General features: G+C 70.4%; 20 protein-coding genes. 12 read left to right on the forward strand and 8 right to left on the reverse strand.

Annotated features, from left to right (window positions below):
• The first annotated feature begins 191 nt into the window (after nt 1-191).
• From hisE to CH341_RS15655, 6 genes are all read left to right on the forward strand, one after another.
• A complete protein-coding gene (gene hisE, locus CH341_RS15630; RefSeq protein WP_111419953.1) occupies nt 192-572 on the forward strand; it encodes a phosphoribosyl-ATP diphosphatase in 381 nt (126 codons plus the stop codon).
• A gap of 91 nt (nt 573-663) precedes the next feature.
• Nucleotides 664-1,245: a YqaA family protein gene (locus CH341_RS15635; protein ID WP_111419938.1), complete on the forward strand. Its 582-nt coding sequence runs from the start codon at nt 664-666 to the stop codon at nt 1,243-1,245.
• A 289-nt stretch (nt 1,246-1,534) separates the two neighbouring features.
• A complete protein-coding gene (locus CH341_RS15640; protein ID WP_111419939.1) occupies nt 1,535-2,506 on the forward strand; it encodes an ABC transporter substrate-binding protein in 972 nt (323 codons plus the stop codon).
• A gap of 262 nt (nt 2,507-2,768) precedes the next feature.
• Entirely contained in the window at nt 2,769-4,127 is a 1,359-nt protein-coding gene (locus CH341_RS15645; RefSeq protein WP_111419940.1) for an NAD(P)H-dependent oxidoreductase, read from the forward strand.
• Nucleotides 4,128-4,153: 26 nt separating this feature from the next.
• Entirely contained in the window at nt 4,154-4,645 is a 492-nt protein-coding gene (locus CH341_RS15650) for a GlcG/HbpS family heme-binding protein (RefSeq protein WP_245431080.1), read from the forward strand.
• A 36-nt stretch (nt 4,646-4,681) separates the two neighbouring features.
• Nucleotides 4,682-5,653 (forward strand): Bug family tripartite tricarboxylate transporter substrate binding protein, encoded by a 972-nt coding sequence (locus CH341_RS15655; protein WP_111419941.1) that lies wholly within the window; start codon nt 4,682-4,684, stop codon nt 5,651-5,653.
• A 64-nt stretch (nt 5,654-5,717) separates the two neighbouring features.
• Here the strand turns inward: CH341_RS15655 and CH341_RS15660 are convergent, their stop codons facing one another.
• Entirely contained in the window at nt 5,718-6,188 is a 471-nt protein-coding gene (locus tag CH341_RS15660) for a cupin domain-containing protein (RefSeq protein ID WP_111419942.1), read from the reverse strand.
• On the reverse strand, nt 6,188-7,297 hold the full coding sequence (locus CH341_RS15665; RefSeq protein WP_111419943.1) for a RuBisCO large subunit C-terminal-like domain-containing protein: 1,110 nt from the start codon (nt 7,295-7,297) through the stop codon (nt 6,188-6,190). The genes CH341_RS15660 and CH341_RS15665 overlap by 1 nt, the downstream gene beginning before the upstream one ends.
• A gap of 197 nt (nt 7,298-7,494) precedes the next feature.
• Between CH341_RS15665 and CH341_RS33685 the strand changes: the two genes are divergently transcribed.
• Nucleotides 7,495-8,070 carry a hypothetical protein gene (locus CH341_RS33685; protein WP_146604488.1) on the forward strand — a complete coding sequence of 192 codons (576 nt, stop codon included), beginning with the start codon at nt 7,495-7,497 and terminating at the stop codon, nt 8,068-8,070.
• Nucleotides 8,067-8,681, forward strand: a complete 615-nt coding sequence (locus CH341_RS15670) for a TetR/AcrR family transcriptional regulator (protein ID WP_170149640.1) — start codon at nt 8,067-8,069, stop codon at nt 8,679-8,681. The genes CH341_RS33685 and CH341_RS15670 overlap by 4 nt, the downstream gene beginning before the upstream one ends.
• A gap of 10 nt (nt 8,682-8,691) precedes the next feature.
• On the opposite strand, the gene CH341_RS15675 is transcribed toward CH341_RS15670, so the two are convergent.
• The 3 genes from CH341_RS15675 to CH341_RS15685 are packed head-to-tail and all read right to left on the reverse strand — an operon-like array spanning nt 8,692 to nt 12,180.
• Complete coding sequence (locus tag CH341_RS15675; protein ID WP_170149641.1) at nt 8,692-9,510, reverse strand: enoyl-CoA hydratase/isomerase family protein; 819 nt, start codon at nt 9,508-9,510, stop codon at nt 8,692-8,694.
• A complete protein-coding gene (locus CH341_RS15680) occupies nt 9,507-10,295 on the reverse strand; it encodes an alpha/beta fold hydrolase (protein WP_170149642.1) in 789 nt (262 codons plus the stop codon). The genes CH341_RS15675 and CH341_RS15680 overlap by 4 nt, the downstream gene beginning before the upstream one ends.
• A 34-nt stretch (nt 10,296-10,329) precedes the next feature.
• Complete coding sequence (locus CH341_RS15685) at nt 10,330-12,180, reverse strand: ABC transporter ATP-binding protein (protein WP_245431081.1); 1,851 nt, start codon at nt 12,178-12,180, stop codon at nt 10,330-10,332.
• A gap of 376 nt (nt 12,181-12,556) precedes the next feature.
• On the opposite strand from CH341_RS15685, the gene CH341_RS15690 reads away from it, so the two are divergent.
• From CH341_RS15690 to CH341_RS15700, 3 genes are all read left to right on the forward strand, one after another.
• The gene (locus CH341_RS15690; RefSeq protein ID WP_111419948.1) at nt 12,557-13,645 is read left to right on the forward strand and encodes a glycosyltransferase family 4 protein; all 1,089 of its coding nucleotides are present in this window, start codon (nt 12,557-12,559) and stop codon (nt 13,643-13,645) included.
• A complete protein-coding gene (locus CH341_RS15695; RefSeq protein ID WP_111419949.1) occupies nt 13,642-15,195 on the forward strand; it encodes a glycosyltransferase family 4 protein in 1,554 nt (517 codons plus the stop codon). Before CH341_RS15690 ends, CH341_RS15695 begins: the two co-directional genes overlap by 4 nt.
• A 77-nt stretch (nt 15,196-15,272) precedes the next feature.
• Complete coding sequence (locus CH341_RS15700) at nt 15,273-16,223, forward strand: FkbM family methyltransferase (RefSeq protein WP_170149643.1); 951 nt, start codon at nt 15,273-15,275, stop codon at nt 16,221-16,223.
• Between the two features lie 19 nt (nt 16,224-16,242).
• On the opposite strand, the gene CH341_RS15705 is transcribed toward CH341_RS15700, so the two are convergent.
• Genes CH341_RS15705 through CH341_RS15715 form a run of 3 tightly spaced genes read right to left on the reverse strand, consistent with a single transcriptional unit; the run spans nt 16,243 to nt 19,686 of the window.
• On the reverse strand, nt 16,243-17,640 hold the full coding sequence (locus tag CH341_RS15705) for a glycosyltransferase (protein ID WP_170149644.1): 1,398 nt from the start codon (nt 17,638-17,640) through the stop codon (nt 16,243-16,245).
• Between the two features lie 55 nt (nt 17,641-17,695).
• Entirely contained in the window at nt 17,696-18,826 is a 1,131-nt protein-coding gene (locus tag CH341_RS15710) for a glycosyltransferase (RefSeq protein ID WP_111419952.1), read from the reverse strand.
• An 11-nt stretch (nt 18,827-18,837) separates the two neighbouring features.
• A complete protein-coding gene (locus tag CH341_RS15715) occupies nt 18,838-19,686 on the reverse strand; it encodes a hypothetical protein (RefSeq protein ID WP_245431082.1) in 849 nt (282 codons plus the stop codon).
• A gap of 194 nt (nt 19,687-19,880) precedes the next feature.
• Here CH341_RS15715 and CH341_RS15720 point away from each other — a divergent pair.
• A partial coding sequence (locus tag CH341_RS15720; protein WP_245431083.1) for a glycosyltransferase family 2 protein occupies nt 19,881-20,018 on the forward strand: 138 nt, incomplete at its 3' end.

Below are 20,018 nucleotides of genomic sequence, written 5' to 3' on the forward strand. Positions count from 1 at the left end.
TGCTGTTCGCCGACGCGCCCGTGGTGATGCCGCACGTCGAGTCGGGCGGCGTTCGGGCCCTCGCCGTCACCAGCCCGCCCCGGTCGCCGGCCCGGATCGAGACTCGATGGCGCCGCCCCGCGGCGCCATCTTTTTTGTGCGTCGCGGTCATCCGCCGTGGCTCCGTCGACACGCTCCGTTATCCTCGGCGCATGGCTGATTCGATCGACCGACTGTACCGGGCCGTGTCGGCCGCGGCGGACGCGAAGCCCTCGAGCTCGCGGACGGCGCGACTCCTGCATTCGGGCCGCGCCAAGATCGCCAAGAAGGTGGCCGAGGAGGCCGCCGAGGTGATCATCGAGGCGATGGACCAGCACCACGACAACGTCGTGCGCGAAAGCGCCGACCTCGTCTACAACCTCACGGTCCTGTGGGCCGCCGTCGGGGTGAAGCCGGCCGAGGTGTGGAAGGAGATGCAGCGCCGGGAGCGCCTCTACGGAATCGCCGAGAAGCTCGCCAAGCGCCCTCCGAAGGCCCGGCGCCCGCCGAAGGCCCGGCGCAAGAGCCCGCCCGCCGCCCGCGAGCGGGGATGAGGCCAGCGGCCGCACGGCGGCTAGGGCGGCGCGACCAAAGGTCGGGTCCGCCCGCATGGACTTTCCAGCCTGCCCCCGTTAAGCAGGCGCCATGCTGAGGAAGCTCTACAACTGGTGCATCGGCGCCGCCGGAACCCCGCACGCCTCGTGGGCGCTCGGGGCCGTGTCGTTCGCGGAAAGCTCGTTCTTTCCGATCCCGCCCGACACCATGCTGATCCCGATGGCGCTGGCGCGCCCGGACAAGGCCTATCACTACGCCCTGGTCTGCTCCATCGCCTCGGTGGCGGGAGGCATGCTGGGCTACGCGATCGGCGCCTACCTGTACGACTCGGTCGGCCTGTGGCTGATCTCGCTCTACGGCTACGGCGACAAGGTCGAGGCGTTCCGCGAGGCCTATGCGAAATGGGGCTCGTGGATCATCCTGATCAAGGGCGTGACGCCGATCCCCTACAAGATCGTCACCATCACGTCCGGCTTCGCGGGCTACAATTTCGCGCTGTTCGTGCTGTTCTCCTGCATCACCCGCGGCGCCCGCTTCTTCCTCTCGGCCTTCCTGCTGCAGCGCTACGGGCCGCAGGCCCGCGAGCAGATCGAGAAGCGCCTCGGCTTCTGGTTCACGATCTTCCTGATCGTGCTGATCGGCGGCATCGTCGCGGCCCTCTACATCATGTGAGCCGAGCCGGCCTCCCGGGCCGGTCCTCCGGATGGCGTCATGCGCGAACCGGGCTGCGGCGCTCGGGCGCATGCGCGCGGGCCCGGTTCCCAGGCGGCCCGGTTTGGCTCTAGAGTGGTCCCGAGGCGGACGATCAAGATCCGCTGCCGGGAGGTCCGACGTGTTTCCCCATCCTGCCTGACCAGGCCGCTTCGCCGTGTGCCGTTGCGCGCGGCGTCGCCGACGATCTCCCGTCCTCACGTCCCTCACGCCGAACAACAAGACGCCCGGACAACGACAAGGAGCAACCATGACGCGTGGAGCCCGAAACCTCACCCTCGCCGCCGCGGCCGCGGCCATGATCGCCGGCTCAGGCCCGGCGGTCGCGCAGACCAAGCTCACCATCATGGTCTTCGCCGGCATGCAGAACCTGCCGCTGCTCGCGGCGCAGTCGAAGGGCCTGTTCGCCAAGCGCGGGCTCGAGGTCGACATGAAGATCGCCCCGAACTCCGACGAGCTGCGCAACGGCCTCGCCGACGGCCGCTTCCAGATCGTCCACGCCGCCTGCGACAACTCGGTCGCCATGGTCGAGATGGCGGGCGCCGACGCCAAGATCGTGATCGGCGGCGACGACGGCATGAACCGCCTGTTCGTGCAGCCGGAGATCGGCTCGGTCGCCGACCTGCGCGGCAAGACCGTGGCGGTCGACGCCGTCAACACCGCCTACGCGTTCCAGCTCTACGAGATGCTGCGGCTCGCCGGGCTCGAGCGCGACAAGGACTACAAGACCGCCGTGGTCGGCGCGACCATGAAACGGGTCGACGCGCTGCTGCAGGACAAGACCATGGCGGCCACCATGCTGAACCCGCCCTTCTCGCAGCGCGCCGCCAAGGCCGGCCTGAAGGATCTGGGCGAGGCGACCAAGACGATCGGCCCGTACCAGGCCTCCGCCGGCTTCGTGATGGCCAAGTGGGGCCGCGACAACGCCGACACGCTGAGCAAGTATCTCTCGGCCTATATCGACGGCGTGCGCTGGTCGACCGACCCGAAGAACAAGGCCGAGGCGATCAAGCTCGTCGCCGACAACCTCAAGCTCCCCGAGGACGTGGCGACCGCCGGCTACGAGATCCTGATCGCCAGCATGGCCAAGGACGCGGCCCTCGACATGAAGGCGCTGGAGAACGTGCTGGCGCTGCGCGCCCGCCACACCGGCAAGCCGACCAAGCCGGCCGCCGACTATGTCGACCTCTCCTACTATCAGAAGGCCGTCGCCGGCCTGTGAGGAGAAGGCGGGCCGGCACGGCTTCGCGCCTCATGGTGAGGAGCGCCTCTTAGAGGCGCGTCTCGAACCATGCGGCCCCCGATGCAAGTCGATTTCAGCCGACCTGTATCGACGAACGCCGTGATCCGCAGAGTCGGACTTCGGGTGGCCACCCTCGCCCTTCGAGACGCGAACCTTCGGTTCGCTCCTCAGGGTGAGGGTGGAGGTGCGCCCGCGGCCGTGGTCGGGCAGACTATCGGTGCCCCTTGCTCGAGGTCCCGTCATGAACCTCTCCCAGAAGCTTCTCGCCCGCGAGGCGGCCGGACGACCCGTCACGGTCGGGCTGATCGGCGCCGGAAAGTTCGGCGCCATGTTTTTGGCGCAGGCGCGGCTGACGCGCGGCATGCAGGTCGCCGGGATCGCCGATCTCGACCTCGCCCGCGCCCAGCGCCAGATCGCGACCGTCGGCTGGGAGCCGGAGCGCTCCGCCGCGGCCTCGCTCGACGACGCGCTGAAGACCGGCCGCACCCATGTGGGCCCGGACGCAGCCGCGCTGATCGCCCATCCGGGCATCGACGTGATCGTGGAGGCGACCGGCGTGCCGCCGGCCGGCATCCGCCACGCGCTCGCCGCCATCGCCCACGGCAAGCATGTCGTGATGGTCAATGTCGAGGCGGACGCGCTGGCCGGCCCGCTGCTGGCCGCGAAGGCGCGCGCCGCCGGCGTGGTCTACAGCCTCGCCTGGGGCGACCAGCCGGCGCTGATCTGCGAGCATGTCGACTGGGCGCGCGCCTGCGGATTCACCGTGATCGCCGCCGGCAAGGGCACGCGATACGAGCCGCACTATCACGCCTCGACGCCCGACACCGTGTGGGACATCCTCGACAAGTATCTGTCGATCAGCGACCGTGGCTCGATCAATCCGAAGATGTTCAACAGCTTCGTCGACGGCACCAAGTCGGCGATCGAGATGACGGCGGTATGCAACGCCACCGGCCTGGTGCCGCAGTCGGACGGCCTGCGCTTTCCGCCGGCGAGCCGCTTCGCGTTGGCCGAGGTGTGCAAGCCGGAGCGCGACGGCGGCACGCTGGAGCGCGCCGGCGTCACCGAGGTGGTCTCCTCGGTCGACCGCCAGGGCTGCGACGTGCCGCATCACCTCGCGCTCGGCACCTTCGTGGTGATCGAGGGCGAAACCGAGTACGCGCGGCGCTGCTTCAAGGAGTACGCGATGCTGCCCGACCAGAGCGGCCGCTACGCCGCGCTCTACCGGCCGATCCACATGATCGGGCTGGAGCTCGGCATCTCGGTCGCCAGCGCGGCGCTGCGCGACGAGCCGACCGGCGCGCCGACGGGCTTCCGCTCCGACGTCGTCGCCACCGCCAAGCGCGCACTGAAGCAGGGCGAGATCCTGGACGGCGAAGGCGGGTTCTGCGTGTGGGGCCGGCAGACGCCGGCCGACGTCTCTCTGGCGCAGGGGCTGCTGCCGCTCGGCCTCGCCCACGGCGTCACGCTGCTGCGCGACGTTCCCGAAGGCGCCGCGCTGCGCTGGAGCGACGTCGCCATCGACACGACCGACATCGCCGTGACGACGCGGCGCGAGATGGAGGCGGCATTCGGCGCCGCGCCGGACCAAATTCCGTGACGACCACAGGACCGGGGGGAACGATCTTGAGCGACTACTATGTCCATCGCCTGCAGGTGTCGATGCCCCTGGCGACGGCCGACGGCATCGCCAACGACGCCATCGCGGCGGGGCGCGAGGTCGGTCTGCTGCCACTGACCGTGGCGGTGCTCGACGCCGGCGGCACGCTGGTCGTGCTCAAGCGCGAGGATGGATCGGGCGTGCTGCGCGGCGACATCGCCATCGGCAAGGCCTGGGGCGCGCTCGGCATGGGCATCTCCAGCCGCACCATCCGGGATCGCCTGCGCGAGCGGCCGGCCTTCCAGAGCGCGCTGGCGGCGGCGTCCGACGGACGCTTCATCCCGGTGCCGGGCGGCGTCCTGGTGCTGAATGCGGCCGGCGAGGTGATCGGCGCGGTCGGCATCAGCGGCGATGCGTCCGACAAGGACGAGTATGCGGCCATCACGGCCGTGCAGCGCGCCGGGCTGACACCGCATCCGGAAAAGCCGGCCGAGGCCTGGCGCGACGCCGGTCTCTGAGCCGACCAAACAAAACACCAGGAGGAAACGAACGTGATGAAGCTCCTTGCGACCGTGGCCTTGTGCCTCGGATCCCTGGCGTCGCCCGCAGCGGCGCAAGACGCCTATCCGAGCCGGACCATCCGCCTTGTCGTGCCGTTCCCGGCGGGCGGGCCGACCGACGTCTTCGCACGGCAGTATGCGGCCCGGATGTCGGCGGTGCTCGGGCAGCAGATGATCGTCGAGAACAAGGCCGGCGCGGCCGGCGCGATCGGCTCGACCGAGGTCGCCCGCGCGTCCGCCGACGGCTACACGCTGCTGTTCGCGACGGCCTCGACCCACGGGCTGTACAACCTGCTCTCGAAGAGCCCGAAATACGATTCCCTCGAAGATTTTTCGCCGGTCGCAATCGTCGGTTCGGCGCCCGCCGTGGTGGTGGTGCACCCGTCCGGCCCGACCGACCTCGCGGCGCTGGTCGCGGCCGTGAAGGCCGCTCCGGGCAAGCTGCAATACGGCTCGCCCGGCACCGGCACGTTCCTGCATCTCGCCGGCGAGATGTTCAAGACCGAGGCCGGCGGGCTCGACATCCCGCACATCCCTTACAAGGGCTCGGCGCCGGCCATGAACGACCTGATCGGCAATCAGGTCGGCATGGTGATCGACACGCTCGGGACCTCGCTCGAGCAGTATCGCGGCGGCAAGGTGCGCATCCTCGCGGTCGCCTCGGCGAAGCGCTCCGAGCTGGCGCCCGACATCCCGACCGTCGACGAGGCGCTGAGAATCACGGGCTTCGAGGCGGGCCTGTGGAACTTGGTGGCGGCGCCCGCGAAAACGCCCCAGCCCGTGCTGGACAGGCTGCAGGCCGCGACGGCGCGCGTCATGGCCGATCCGGACGTCCAGGCCCAACTGCGCAAGCTGGGGATCGATCCGGTCACGGAATCCTCACCCGCCGCGGCCCGCGCCTTCATCGAGCGGGAGCGCGCACGCTTCAAGCCGGTGGTCGCGGCCGCGGGCGTGAGCATCGACTGACGGCCGTCACGGCGGCGCGCGTTTTTTAGCGCGCGCCGCCGTGATCTCTCAGCCTGGGGTTTCGTCAGTCCGGGGTCTCGCCGCGCAGGAACGCCGCGACCTCGGGCGTTTCGGCCAGCGCGGCCAGGTCGTCGGCGGTCGGGAGCTGCGGCTTGTCGCGGCGCGCATTGACCAGGCACAGGAACCCGAGCGGCGCGTCGCCGGTGGCGCGGAACTGGTGCCAGGTCATCGGCGGAATGAAGACGAGATCGCGCTCGCCGACCCGGCGCACCACGTCGCCGACCAGGCAGTGGCCGCACCCGCGGAAAATGATCACGGCATGCACGTGCTCGTGCCGCTCCAGCGTCGAGAAGCCGCCGGGCGCCACCTCGAAATAACGCAGCTCGCCGTCGAGCGCCGGATCCGAGAACAGGATCTGGCGCGTCACCGCCTTGAACAGCGCGCGCTCGTCCTCCTTGTAGGGACGGGCCTCGACGCCCTCCCAGCGGAAATCGTCCTGCGCCTTGCGGATCGGCTCGTTCGCGTCGGTGGTCATCACGGCCTCACATCGGCATGCCGGTGCACGGCCCCCACGAACTGGGCCGTCGCGGCGACGAGATCGTCGCGCGCCTCCAGCAGCGCGCCGCCGATCAGCAGCATCACGTCGGCGCCGTAGAAGGCCAGCAGCTCCGGCACGCGCTCGCGCGTCATGCCGCCGGCCGGCACCGGCAGGCTGGCGGCGAGCCCGTGCCACGGCGCGCGGGCCGCATCGGCGAGCGCCCGGCAGGTCGCCGGCGACCAGCCGAAACGGCCGCCGAAATTCGGATACACGATCGCGTCGGCGCCGATCAGGCGGAACAGCTTTCCGAACAGCAGCGGCGGCGCGATGCGGCTCGCCCCGCCGAAGCTCGGATGGGTGAGCACCAGAACATCGGGGTTCTCGGCGACGAGCGTGTGAACATTGGCGAAGCCCGCCACCATCGGCGCCACCATCACGGCGCGCACACCGGCAGCGCGTGCGCAGGCGACCTGGGTGCGCATGCGGTCGAGATCGCCCGAGAGATTGGGCACGTAGAGAGTCGTTCCGCCGGTCTTTTGGCGCGCCTCATGGACGGCCGCGGCGATGCGCGGCACGCGCTCGGCGAACGGCGCGACCGGCTGATCGGCGATGCCGTGGTCGTCCTTGATCACGTCGATGCCGCCCTCGGCGAAGCGCGCCGCCAGATCCGCGAGCGCCGCCGACGGCAGGCCCTGCGGCTTCAGCGCCGTCGCGGTGAGCGCGCGCCGCCCCACCCCGAGCCGCGCGCGAAATCCCGCGATGCCGTGGCGCGGGCCGCCGAAGGCCGCCGCCGTCGCCGGCGGAAACGTCACGTCGTGGAGCATCACGTCGTCGTGCAGCGACGAGTTGCCGAACAGCATCGAGAGAAGCTGGCCGGCGTCCGCCCCGATGGTCGCATCGGCGAGCCCGATCGTCACGGCGAAGCGGCCCTCGCCGGCCGGCGCGATCGCCTCGACGCGGCCGACGATCTCGTCCAGCACGATCCGCTCGGTGATGGCCGAGACCGGCATCTCGACGCTCTGCTCGACCGCGAGCGCGCGGGCCCGCGCCTCGATCTCGCTCGCGGCGGCCTCGACCAGATAGGTGACCTCGAGACGACTGCCCACGACCCTCGCTCCGCGACCGGCACGCCGGCACGCGCTCCGGCGACTGTTTCTGTTAGCACATGGGCCTGGCGGGGGCTGCCGCAATACCGAACCAGTACTGACACGCGAAAGCCCAATCTCTGCCACGAACCGATGGCCCAATCGATTCGGGGACTGGGGAGTAATGAATGGTGGGGTGGCCGAGGCTCTTTCGGAGCGTGACGGCGCGTGCGCTCGTCAGGCGTTTCTCGAAGGGCGTAGCAGTCGCGGGAACGGCAACGACCGCGGCGGCCTTTCTGCTTTCGGCCATGCAGGACACGACGACGACCGAGGGGCCGCCGAGGCCGCCGGTCGAGCTTCTCCGCACGACACGGATCGAGCCTCCCGCCACCGTGACGGTCACGCCGACCGTCGCGACGGCGGAGCACGCGGCCGCTGCGGCCGCGCCGAGACCCGCATCCGATGTGGAGCGAAGCGGGCCACGACCCGCAGCCGCGCCGGAGCCGATCCGGACCGCGGCGACGGGGGCACGATCCGCACCCGCCGCACCACCCGCGACGCCACGCGCCGCGGCCTCCATCGAGCCCCCGACGGTCTCGCCGCCGCTCGACCTCACAGCCCTCGCTCGGACCTCCGAGGGCCAGGTCGAGACCACCGGCGCCGAGCGTCACTGGACCTTCGGTTCATCGTTCCGGCTCGCGCGTACGGCCGCGCAGTCGACGACCAGTAGGGTGCTCGAATGGAAACAACGCGTCACGAGTTCGATCGGATCACTGCTCGACGTCCTGCATTGACCCGCGAGCGGCTGCTGCGCGCCGCCCTCGCGGTGTTCGCCGACCACGGCTATGCGGGGGCCTCGGTGCGCCGCATCTGCCAGCGGGCGCGCGCCAATCCGGCCGCCGTGAAGCACTATTTCGGCAACAAGGAGGGCCTCTATCAGGAGGTTCTCCACACGGCCGCCTCGGCCTTCTCGGGCGAGGAGCTCGACCCGCTGGATCGCGCCGAGCAACCGCCCGAAGAGATGCTGCGCGAGATGATCCGGCACCAGCTCCGCCCGATACTGCGGCGGAACACGATCGGCCGCTATCTGCGGGTGTTCGCCTGGGAGGACATGGCGCCGTCACGGCCCTACAAGCAGTTCCTCGCCTCCGGCCGCGTGCCGGTGCTGAACACGGCCGGCACGATCGTCCGCAAGCTGCTGCCGCCCGACGCCTCGAACGAGGAGATCGCGGTGGCGACGCTGTGGCTGGTCAACCAGGCGATGCCGTTCGTGCGCAGCCGCGACTCGCTCGGCGCGGCGCCGTTCGGCCTGCGCTTCGACACTGCGATGGTGGAGCGGCTCACCGACAAGCTGACGCATCTGGCGCTGACCGGCCTCGCCGGCCGGCCGCGGCGGCTCGACTGAGACGATCGGCTCAGGGCGCTTTCGGCAGGGCCGGCGCCCAGGCGGGGCGGCGCTTGTCGCGGAACGCGGCGCGCCCCTCGACCCCCTCGGCCGATTCGAAGCCGCGGCGGAAGTTTTCGCGCAACGAGTCCATCAGCTCCGGTGTCGGCACGGCGCCGGACAGCGTGCGCAGATCCTGCTTGGCCTGCGCGGTCGCCTGCGGCGCCGAGAGCAGCACCTCCTCGAGCAATGCGTCGAGGGATTCGCCCCTGGCGGCGGCCGGACAGAGCCGATGGGCGACGCCGAGCCGCAGCGCCTCCTCGGCGCCGATGCGCTCGCCCGTGATCAGCAGGCGGCGCAGCGCACGGGGCCCGAGCGCCCGCTCGAAGAACGGCACATAGGGCCCGACCGCGAAGCCGAGCCGCAGCTCCGGCACGCCGAAGAACGTATCGTCGGCCGCGAGCAGCACGTCGAAGCAGGCGGCGAGCGCGAAGGCGCCGCCCATGCAGGCGCCGTGCACCAGCGCGACGGTCGGCTTCGGGCAGGCGTCGACGGCGAGGCAGACGGTCGGCATCAGCACGCCGTCGCCGTCGAACCGGCCCGCATGCGCCGCAGGATCGCCCAGGACGTCGCCGCCGACGCCGAAATGCCGGCCGTTGCCGCGCAGCACCAGCGCGCGGATGTCCGGATCCGTCGAGACGCGCGCCGTGCAGGCGGCGAGCCGCGCCAGCATCGCCCCGTCATAGGCGTTGCCCTTGTCGGGCCGGTCGAGCGTGAGCGTGGCCACGCCGCGCGAATCGACGCCGAACAGGACGTGGCCGCTGTCGCCTTCGTCGTCGCGGCCGCTCACGCGCCGGCCCTCAGGCAATCGCCCAGCACGCGGTCGAAATGCTCCGGCTGGTCGAGATTGGCGATATGGCCGGCGCCCGGGATCACCTCGTAGCGCGAGCCGGGCAGCGAGTCGTGCAGGCGCCGCATCGCCGCCGGCGTGGTGCCGTCCTTCTCGCCCACCACGAACGTGGCGGGCACGCGAAGCGCGGCGGCGGCCGGCCGCATGTCGTGATCGGCGAGGGCGGCGGCGCAGCCGACGAAGCCGTTCACCGGCGTGGTGCGGATCATCTGGCGCAGCCGATCGAGATGGGGCGGTGCGGCCGCCACGATCTCGGGCGGACACCAGCGCGTCACCGTCGGCTCGACCAGCGGGTCCATGCCCTGCGCCTGCGCGAGGGCGATGCGCTCCTCCCAGGCGCGGGCGGACTCGGGCGACGAGGCCGCGCCGGTGTCGCAGACGACGACGCTGTCGACCCGCTCCGGGAAACGGGCCGCGAGCCCCAGCACCGTCACGCCGCCCATCGACAGGCCGACCAGATGGGCGCGCGCCACGCCGAGCGCGTCGAGCAGCCCCGCCAGGTCGGCGATCAGCAGGTCGAAGTCGTAGCGACCGGCGGTCGCCTCGGTGCCGCCGTGGCCGCGCTGGTCGTAGCGCAGCACCCGGAACTTCTGCCTCAGCATCGCGGCCTGCGCGTCCCACATCGTCAGATTGGTGACGAGCGAGTTGCTGAACACGACCCAGGGCGCGCCATCGGCGCCCTCGACCTCGCAATGGATGCCGATCCCGTTGACCTGGAGATGCATGACGTCCGCCGTGATGTGGAAACGAACCGACAGATCAGACCGCGGCGGCCGCCCGGACATCGCCGGACGGCGGCTCGCCCGCCACCGCCGCGTCGGGGACCGGCTCGCCGGCCACGTTCTCGCCGCCGTGGTCGGAGAGGCGGAGCTGGTAGAAGGTGGCGTAGCGCTGGCCCTTGCGCAGCAGCTCCTCGTGGCGGCCGGCCTCGACGATCTCGCCGTGCTCGACGACGTGGATCCGGTCGGCATGCGCGATCGTGTAGAGGCGATGCGCGATGACCAGGGTGGTGCGGCCCTTGGTCAGCACCGTCATGGCCGCCTGCACGAAGGACTCGGCCTCCGAATCGAGCGCCGCGGTCGGCTCGTCGAGCAGGATGATCGGAGCGTCGCGCACCAGCGCGCGGGCGATGGCGATGCGCTGGCGCTGGCCGCCGGAGAGCTGGGCGCCCTGCTCGCCGACCTTGGTGTCGTAGCCCTCCGGGAAGGCCATGATGAAGTCGTGCGCATAGGCGGCCTTGGCGGCCGCGACGATCTCGTCCTCGGTGGCGCCGATGCGGCCGAGCGCGATGTTCTCCTTCACGGTGCCGTGGAACAGGTAGACGTCCTGGCCCACATAGGCGAAGGCGTTGCGCAGCGACACGGGCGACACCTCGGCGACGTCCTGGCCGTCGATCAGGATGCGGCCCGCCTGCGGCCGGTAGAGGCCGAGCAGCAGGTTGAAGATCGTCGACTTGCCGCCGCCCGAGGCACCGACGAAGGCCGTGACGGCGTGCGGCGCGGCCTCGAACGAGACCGTCTTGAGCACCGGCTCGCCGGGCCGATAGGCGAACTCGACGTTCTCGAAGCGCACGTCCCCGTGGCTCACCGCCAGCACGGCGGTGCGCGAATCGGCCGGCGGCGCCGGCAGGTCGAGCAGCTCGAACAGGATGCGCACGCCGACCAGGCCGGACTGCAGCTCGAGATTGAGTCGCGCCAGCCGCTTGGCCGGCTCGTAGGCCAGGATGAAGGCGGTGATGAAGGAGATGAAGCCGCCCGGCGTCGCATCCAGCACCAGCACGCTGTAGCCGCCGATCAGCAGCACCGACGCGATGGCGATGCCGCCCAGCGTCTCCATCAGAGGCGTCGAGCGGTTCGACACCCGGGCGAGCTTGTTGGACGCCTTCTCGATCGCGTCGACATGCAGGTAGACGCGATCCCGCATGACGTTCTCGAGGTTGAACGCCTTGATGATCTTGAAGCCCTGCACGGTCTCCTGCAGGGCCTGAAGGATCAGCACCGTGCCGCCGAACTGGGTCATGGTGATCTGGCGCACGCGCTTGATCAGCTTGCGCAGCACCAGCACGGCCGGCGGCATGATCAGCACGCCGACGATCGACAGGAGCGGCTGCTGATAGACCATCACGACGATCAGGCCGAGCAGCGTGAGGAGGTCGCGACCGGCCGCCGTGATCAGCATGTTCAGCACGCTGGAGGCGGCGCCGGCGCCGTAATTGACGCGCGCCACGAACTCCGAGGAGTGCTTGTCGGTGAAGAAGGAGAGGTTCTGCGTGACCAGGCGGTCGAACATCCGCTTCTGGTTGGTCGCGATGATGCTGTTGGAGATGCGCGCCAGCGTCACGGCCTGGCCGTAGGTCGCCACCCCCTTCACGGCGAAGATGACGATCGCGGCGAGCGACACGGCGGCGACGCCGTAGAAGCTGCGCGAGACGTACACCTGGTTGACGGCCGAGCCGATCAGGTAGGCCGTGCCGGCCGTGCAGGCGGCGCCGAGGCCCATGAAGACGAAGGCGAGCCCGTAGCTGCGGGCATGGCCGCGCCCGAACTCGCTCAGCAGGCGCACCACGATGGTCCCGGTGCTGCTCGGATCGGACGGCGCCCAGGACCTCACGAGTGCCGCTAACTTATTGATTACATTATTCATAGACGACTCGCTCAGGGGCGCGACGATGGCCGGCCGGACTGTAGTCGATCGGCATGGCCGCGTCCAACCGGGGCTGCTGCACCGCACCCGCATGCCGCGACAGCGTGTCCGCGCGCGCGATCGGAACTTTGCCGCTCCGCAGGGTTGTCCCAGCGTTGGGTACACTTCCCCTCTTCGGCACGAAGATACCGGCCGGCTAACCGAATTGGCAGTATTTACTAGAATGTACTTAAATATACTAATACACGGCTTCTTGTAATTATTTTCCAGCCATTTAATATCCGCAGAGATTCGGGCGGCAATTGTCATACAATTCAAAACAATCGAAGGCTGAAGGCGCGTTATGTTTACTTCCGTTGTGCATGTCACCCCGGCTGTCTTTGGTGACTATGGCCTCATCGGGGGAGCAGAACGCTATGTACACAGCATCGCGAAATCGATCGGACACAATCGTAATATTCGGCAATCGGTGCTGGGCTTTTCAGATCGACCGGGGATCCGCCAGCAACTGGGCGGAATAGACCTGCACGTTGTTCCGACCGATTCGTTCTCCCACAACAGGATGGACTGGTACGGCGGGAAGGTCTGGGAGGCGCTCGACGGGCACGACCTGGTGCATGTCCACCAGCCGTTCACCCGCTGCGGCGAGGTGGCGCTGCTCGCCGCAGCCCAGCAGGGCAAGATCATCGTCGCGACCGATCTCGGCGGCGGCATGCCGCCGCGCGACGGCCAGGACCACCCGGTCGGGCTGGCGCACCGCATCGTCGCCATCTCGGAGTTCTCGGCCGAGATGCTCGGGCACCTGAAGAGCATCCCGATCGACGTCATCAGCGGGCCGGTCGACGACGCCTTCCTGGAGCCGCCGGTGATCGGCGACAAGCGCGGCGCGCTGTTCGTCGGACGGCTGCTGCCGCACAAGGGCGTCGACCGGCTGATCAAGGCCGCGCCGCCGGAGCTCGACGTCACCATCGCGGGCGAGACCCACGACCTCGACTACATGGCGCACCTGAACGCGCTGGCGCGGAACAAGCGGGTCACCTTCGTCGAGGCGCCCAGCACGGCCACGGTGCGCGAGCTCTACATCGGTGCCGCCGTGCATGTCGCCCCCTCGGTCGTGTTCGACTATCGCGGCGGCTTTCATCCCAACAGCGAGCTGATGGGTCTGACGACCATCGAGGCGATGTGCTGCGGCACGCCGGTCGCGGTCGCCAACACCTGCTCGCTGCCGGCCATGATCGATCCCGCCGTCGGCGAGGTGTTCGACGACGAGGCCGCTCTCGCCGACATTCTGGCTCGGGTGCAGTCCGGCGAGTGGAGCCGCCGCTACGCCCCGGCGACGGTTCGCGACTACGCACTCGCGCGCTTCGCCCCGGCCGTCGTGGCCGATCGGCTGATGGACTCCTACCGCAAGGCCGAGGAGGCGGCCCGGTGAGAATCCTGGTCGTCTCGAACCTCTATCCGCCGAACGTTCTGGGCGGCTACGAGGTCGGCTGCGCCGACGTCGTCGCGGCGCTGCGGGCCCGCGGCCACGACGTCACGGTGCTGACCTCGAGGAGCCGCCACGACTTCACCGTCGACGACCCGCCCTGGATCAAGCGCGAGCTGACCCTGTGGGACCTCTTCCAGACGGAGCGGTTCGGCAACGCCTTCGCCAGCGTCAACGCATTCCAGGGCAAGGCGCTCGATCCGGACAACCTGTCGATCCTGCTGCACGAGCTCGCCGACGGCGCCTACGACGTGGTCTACTGCTTCAATCTCCTCGGCCTCGGCGCGCTGGCGATCTGCGACACGCTGACCCGGCTCGGCGCCGCCTGGGCGTGGCACATCATGGATTCGATCCCGACCCAGGTGGTCGGCGGGCTGCGGCCCGAGATCGTCGCCCTGTTCGAGACGGCGAGCCGCCGCGCCTTCCTGCCCGGCAGGAGCTTCGTGATGAGCAACCGCCTGCTGCGCGAGATCGAGGCCGGCAACGTCTCGGTCGGGCGGCTCGGCGACACCTGCACGATCGTGCCGGGCTGGGCCAAGCAGCCGCCGGCCGCGGCCGCGGAGCCGCCGCGCGACGGCAAGGTGCGCTTCGTCTCGGTCGGCGTGCTCGGCCGCGAGAAGGGCACGGATCTGACCATCGCGGCGCTCGGCGCCCTGCCGGCCGGCCTGCGCGACCGCATCGAGGTGGACTTCCTCGGCCGCGGCGACCTGCCGTCCTACCAGCGCAAGGCGACCCAGGCCGGCGTCGCCGGCTGCGTCCGCTTCCACGGGCAGCTTCCGCACGCCGAGGTGATGCGCCGGCTGCCGTCCTACGACGCCCTCCTGTTTCCGACCTGGGCGCGCGAGCCGTTCGGCTTCGTCGCGCTGGAGGCGGCGATCAGCGGCGTGCTGCCGATCATCACGCGCGGCATCGGCGCCGCCGAGGTGCTGCGCGACGGCGAGCACGCGATCCACATCGAGCGCTCGGAAGCGTCGCTCGCCGCGGCCGTGATCCAGGTCGTCCAGAACCGCTCGCGTTGCGCGGCTCTCGCGGGGAACGCCAAGCGGCACGTGACCGCCGGCTACACGCTCGACGCGATCGTCGACCAGATCGAGGCGGAGCTCGCCTCGATCGCGACCGGCGCGTCCGTCGACGCGCGCACCGCCGCGCGGTTCGACACCATCAACAGGTTCAAGTACCGGATCGGCCGCGAGCTCGTCACGAGCACCGGACTGGCCCGGCAAGGCCATCTCCAGGAGGCCTCGATGGCAATCTCGGAATCCTATACGGAACTGAAGCGGGCCGGACGCGCCGCATCGAAGTCGCCGGTCGTGAAGTTCGCCCGATCGGCGCTGATGAAGCTGCTCCGCCCCTATTTCGAACGGCTTCTCCTCGAGATGGAGGCGCAACGCGACGAGGTCGTGTCGCTGCGCCAGCAGGTCGGCGTGAAGACCGCATCCACGCCCGCCGAGACCCCCGAGCGCGAGGCCGAGACGAGCCACACCGCGCAGCGGTGATCCGGCCGCCGCGCCCACCGAACCAACCATGCGCGACCCGGGCGAGCCGCCGTCCGACCGTCGCGGAGACCATGATCATGAATGTCGACGTCGATCGGATTCGCGCGATCGCCAAGGCCCGCACGCGCGGGGAATGGCTCGCCAAGCCCGCCCGGGCGGTTCTGTGGCACCTGATGCGGCCGTATGTCGAGGCCGTGCTGGCGACGACGAAGGAGTTCGCGACCGACGACGCGCTGCGCCCTCCGGGCGCGCTCACCCTGAAGCCGGGCGACCGGGTGAAGCTGCTCGGCCGCGATCTCACGCTGGTCGCGACCGATCACAAGTCGCAGTTCCTGGTGCTGGCGCACGACCTGATCGGCGACCTGGTCGCGTCGGGCCGGGAGTGGGAGCCGCACGTGCGCGCCGCCATCGCGCTCGCCGCCGACCCGCAGGGCGTGGCGGTCGATGTCGGCGCCTATATCGGCCTGCACACCGTGCTGATGTCGCGGCTGTTCCGCACCGTGCACGCCTTCGAGCCGCAGCGCGCGATCTACGACGTGCTGCGCGCCAATCTCGCGTTGAACGGCTGCGACAATGTCGAGGCGGCGAATTTCGGCCTGTACGACCGGCCCGGAACGATGCGGCTGGCCGGCGCCGACAAGCAGGAGATCCCGGTCCGGATCGTCGACGGGCAGCCGGTCTATGGCGACCTGCTCAACGCCGCTGCGCTGACCTTCGAGCTGTGCGACGACGCGGCCACGGCCGGCGGCGTCGCCGCCCGGACTCTCGACGAGCTCCGGCTCGAGAATGTGCGGCTGATCAAGATCGACACCCAGGGCGCCGACCTGCGCGTGCTGCGCGGCGCCGTCGAGACGCTGCGGCGCTGCCGCCCGACAGTGCTGTTCGAGTGGGAGAAGGAATTGGGCGAGCAGCACGGCACCTCGCTGGCCGACTTCCACGCCTTCTTCGCGCAGGCCGGCTACGCCGTCTCGCTGCTGAAGGAGGTCACGCCCGGCCGACAGGCGGATTTTTGCGCGCGACCGGCGTGAGACCGCGAAGGCGGCCGTATCAGCTCCGCGGATCGGCCGCCGCCATGGCGCGCGGCGGCGCGGGGGGCGCGGCATAGAGCGCGACGATCTCGTCGAGCCGCCGGCAGAACGCCTCCGGCGAATGGGCCTCTCGGAGGGCGGCGACAGCGGGTCGCCGCTCCGTCGCGCGCGAGCGCTCGTCCAGGATGGCCGCGGCGAGCTCTTCGGGCCCGCAGCCCGGGTCGACCATGCGGGCGACGTCGCGATGCTCGGCGAAGCTGCCGAGATCGGAGACGATGACGGGCTTGCCGGCCTGCAGCAGGCGGGTGAACGGCCCCGAGCTCTCGCCGCGATTCCGCTCGCGGAGCTGCACCCCGATATCGACCGACTCGATCAGCGCATCGAACGTCTCGTCGGTCGGCGCGTCGTGGATCTCGTAGCCGGCTTCGGCCGCGAGGCCGTGCGCGGCCGCATAGGCCGCGGCATCGTAGCCGGCGATCACCAGCCGCGCCGCCGGGACGCGCTCGCGCACCAGCCGGAACGCCGCCGTCACCACCTCGGTGCGCTTGCGCGGGTGGGGTACGCCGAAATTGCCGATCCTGAACGCGCCGGGCGGGCGGGCGACGGCGCCCTCGGCGGCCGACGGCAGCAGCGGATGGAACAGCACGTGGATGTCGGCGGCCGGCAGCTCCCTGCGGACCATCGCGGCGGCCGCCTGCGAGTTGACCAGGAAGGCCCGCACTCCCAGCCCCGCGAACAGCAGCCGTAGCCCGCAGACACCCTGCTCCTCCAGCTCCTCGTGATCGAGCGGGGTTCTCGGGTCGATGCCGTAAGTGGCCCACAAGGCGTCCCGAAAATTCGTCTTCTCGGCCGCCAGCACCAGCGAGGCCAGGTACATCAGCCCCGGGTCGTGCAGATGCACCAGCACGGGCACGTCGTTCGGGAAGCGGCGGCACTGCCTGAACTGCCGCATCTGCTCGACGTGATGGGCGGAGTTGCCGAGAGTCACGATCTGGGCGCGATAGGCATGGCGCGACAAGGCGAGCGGCAGCGCCGTGATGTCGAACACCCGCACCGCGGTGCCCGCGAGTCTCCGGTCCGTGAGGCCGAGCAGATAGTCCGACGCGGTCGCGTAGGTGGAAAAGACGTCGACCGGGAACCGGGCGGCGCGCACCGTCATCAGCGTGCAGGTCGCGATGCCGGTCGAGGCGGGCGGCATGCTGGACAACACGGCGAGCGCGGACGGCGCCGGCACCTCCTGCTCCGTCAGCCGGGCGACCGAGTGCGACGTCGCGAACGGGTTCGGCGGCGTGACCTTCAGCTCGGCCAGTGCTGCGTCGAGATGGGCCTGCAGCTCCACGAAGCGGGTTCCGTCGAGCGTGCGCCGGATGTTTCGGATCTTCGCGCGGAGCTTGCGGTACTTGCGGAGGAGGAACATTGTCGGGGGTCGTCCTGCCGGTCGCGGGCGACGGGTGGTTTCATGAAACCTTAGTTCAGGCGCCGCCCGGCTCCAAGCCGCGGGCGAGCCGCAGCGACGTCTCGACGACATGGCGGGCGATCGCCACCGGCGTGTGATGCGCCAGCACATGGGCGCGGCCGGCGGCGGCGATGCGGGCGAGACGCGGCCGGTCGGCGAGCGCCGAACGCACCGCGCCGGCGAGGCCGCCGGGCTCGACGTCGTAATAGAGCGCGTGCTCGCCGTCGCGGAGCGGCGCCTGGCGCTCGATCGACGGGCGGTTGGCGAGCGGCACCGCCCCGCACAGCGCCGATTCGTAGAGCCGGAAGCACTGCCAGCCATAGCCTTCCGGCGTCCAGATCAGCCGGGCGCGGGCGAGCCGCTCCAGATACGCGTCGAGCGGCAGCGGCGCATCGGGGATGTCGACCACGACACCGTCGTCGCGCAGCGCCAGCAGCTCGGCGAGGCCGTTCTCCCGCACCGTGGACGAGTCCTTCACGCGGCCGGCGAAGAACACGTCGGCGGTCTTCTCCGCCTCCGGGACGACGCGCGGCAACGGGCGGGAAAACACCTCGAGCGGCACGCCGAGCGACAGCGGCCGCAGCTTCTCCATACGGCGGCGGTTCCTCGCGACCCGCCGGAATCGCGCCGTCGGCACGCGCCAGTGCAGCGTTCCGGTGAACGCCTGCCAGTGGTCGGCCGGCAGCTCGCGCTTGAACCAGGCGACGGCGCGGTCGAGCAGGAAGGCATTGCCGGCGTCGATCACGGCGGGGTCGTCGAAGTCGAGCACCGCGACCGGCGCCGCGACGCGGCCGCGCAGGAGCTGCGGCGCGACGCTGCGGGCGAGCGGCAGCGAGCCTTTCAGCACGCTGCGCCGGAACACGGTTCGTCCGAGCGCCCGCGGCGTCCACGGCGCGCAGGCGGGTGCGTGCACCACGACGAGATCGAAGCTCGGGTCGGCGAGGCGATCGGAGAGCTCGCGCAACGTCGCGGGCGTGACCAGATGACGGCCGCGCGCCGGATCGGACGCGGTCTCGTCCGGCCAGGTGGAATAGAACTCGGTGGTCTGCGGGAACGCCGCATGCATGTAGCCGGTCGGGCCGATCTCCAGGATGCGAGGCGCGGCCGGGCCGTGCTCGGGCGGGCGCGACGGGAGCGGTTCGGACATCGGCCGCGGCGTCAGGACGACGCCGGCTCCTTCTCGACGAAGGGGCGCATGGCGGCGGCGAGATGCGGCGTGATCAGCGTCTCGACGGTGTTCCGCTTCTCCTCGAAGAGATCGGGCCGGCCCATCAGCCCGACCTCGTGCAGCCACGTTCCGACCCACTGCAACGGCCCGTCCTCGATCGCGAGGTCCGGACGGAACGGCACGAAGCGCGTCTCCGCCTCCCGGAAGGTGGCGAGGTCGATGCCGCTGTAGAGCGGCTCCCAGTTGCCGCCGCCGGTGTCGAGACCGAGGAACCAGTCCTGCCCGAAGTCGAGCGGCAGATCCGCGACCTTGTCGAAGCGGAACATGCAGAAGCCCGCCCACAGGAACCAGCGGCTGCCGATGCGGCGCACCTGCCCGTAGCAGTCCTGGGTGGCGAGCGGCGCGAAGGGATCGTCGCCGGCGGTCGGGAACAGGTCGTCGTCGATGAAGCCGAAGCCGGTCGGCGCCGCCGGGCGGATCAGATTGTGCCAGGTCCAGTTGAGCGCCAGCCCGTGCGAGCGGCTCGGTGCCTTGCCGGTCCACGGATTGCGCGGGAGCTGCAGATAGAGGGCGCCCTCCGCCTCGGCGACGTGGCGGACCCGGGAGGCGGTCTCCGGGGTCGGCGAGTTGTCGACGATGACGTGGACCACGCCCGGCACGTAGTGGCGCACGAGCGCGATCTGCCAGCGCGCCGCGTTGACGTCGGCGAAGGCGATCGTGACCAGCACGTTGCGCCCGGCGATCTGCCGCATGATCGCGTCGAGGTCGCCCGCCACGGCGGGGCAACGCCGATAGCCGGTGTCGACGGCGCGGTAGCGCGCCGTCTTGATGGAATGCATGAGCGGTCGCAACCGCGCCCACTCACGCCAGGAGTAATCGGACATCGCCCGCGGCATGCTTCCTCATACGGAATCGGACTCGGTTGCGCCAGCCTCGGGTTCCCGAAGGCTCGCAATTGCCTGCCGGGCAGGGTCGTCGGCGGGACATGGGGCCGGTATACTAACCCGCCATGAGGGTCATGGTTTCGGTGGCGATGCCGGTCCGCGACGGCGGTCCGTGGGTGCACGAGGCGCTGGACAGCGTGCTGGCGCAGGATTTCGGCGATCTCGAGCTGATCGCCGTGGACGACGGCTCGACCGACGACACACCGGCCGTCCTGGCCGCGGCGGCG

This window comes from Rhodoplanes roseus, from assembly GCF_003258865.1.
GTDB lineage: Bacteria > Pseudomonadota > Alphaproteobacteria > Rhizobiales > Xanthobacteraceae > Rhodoplanes > Rhodoplanes roseus.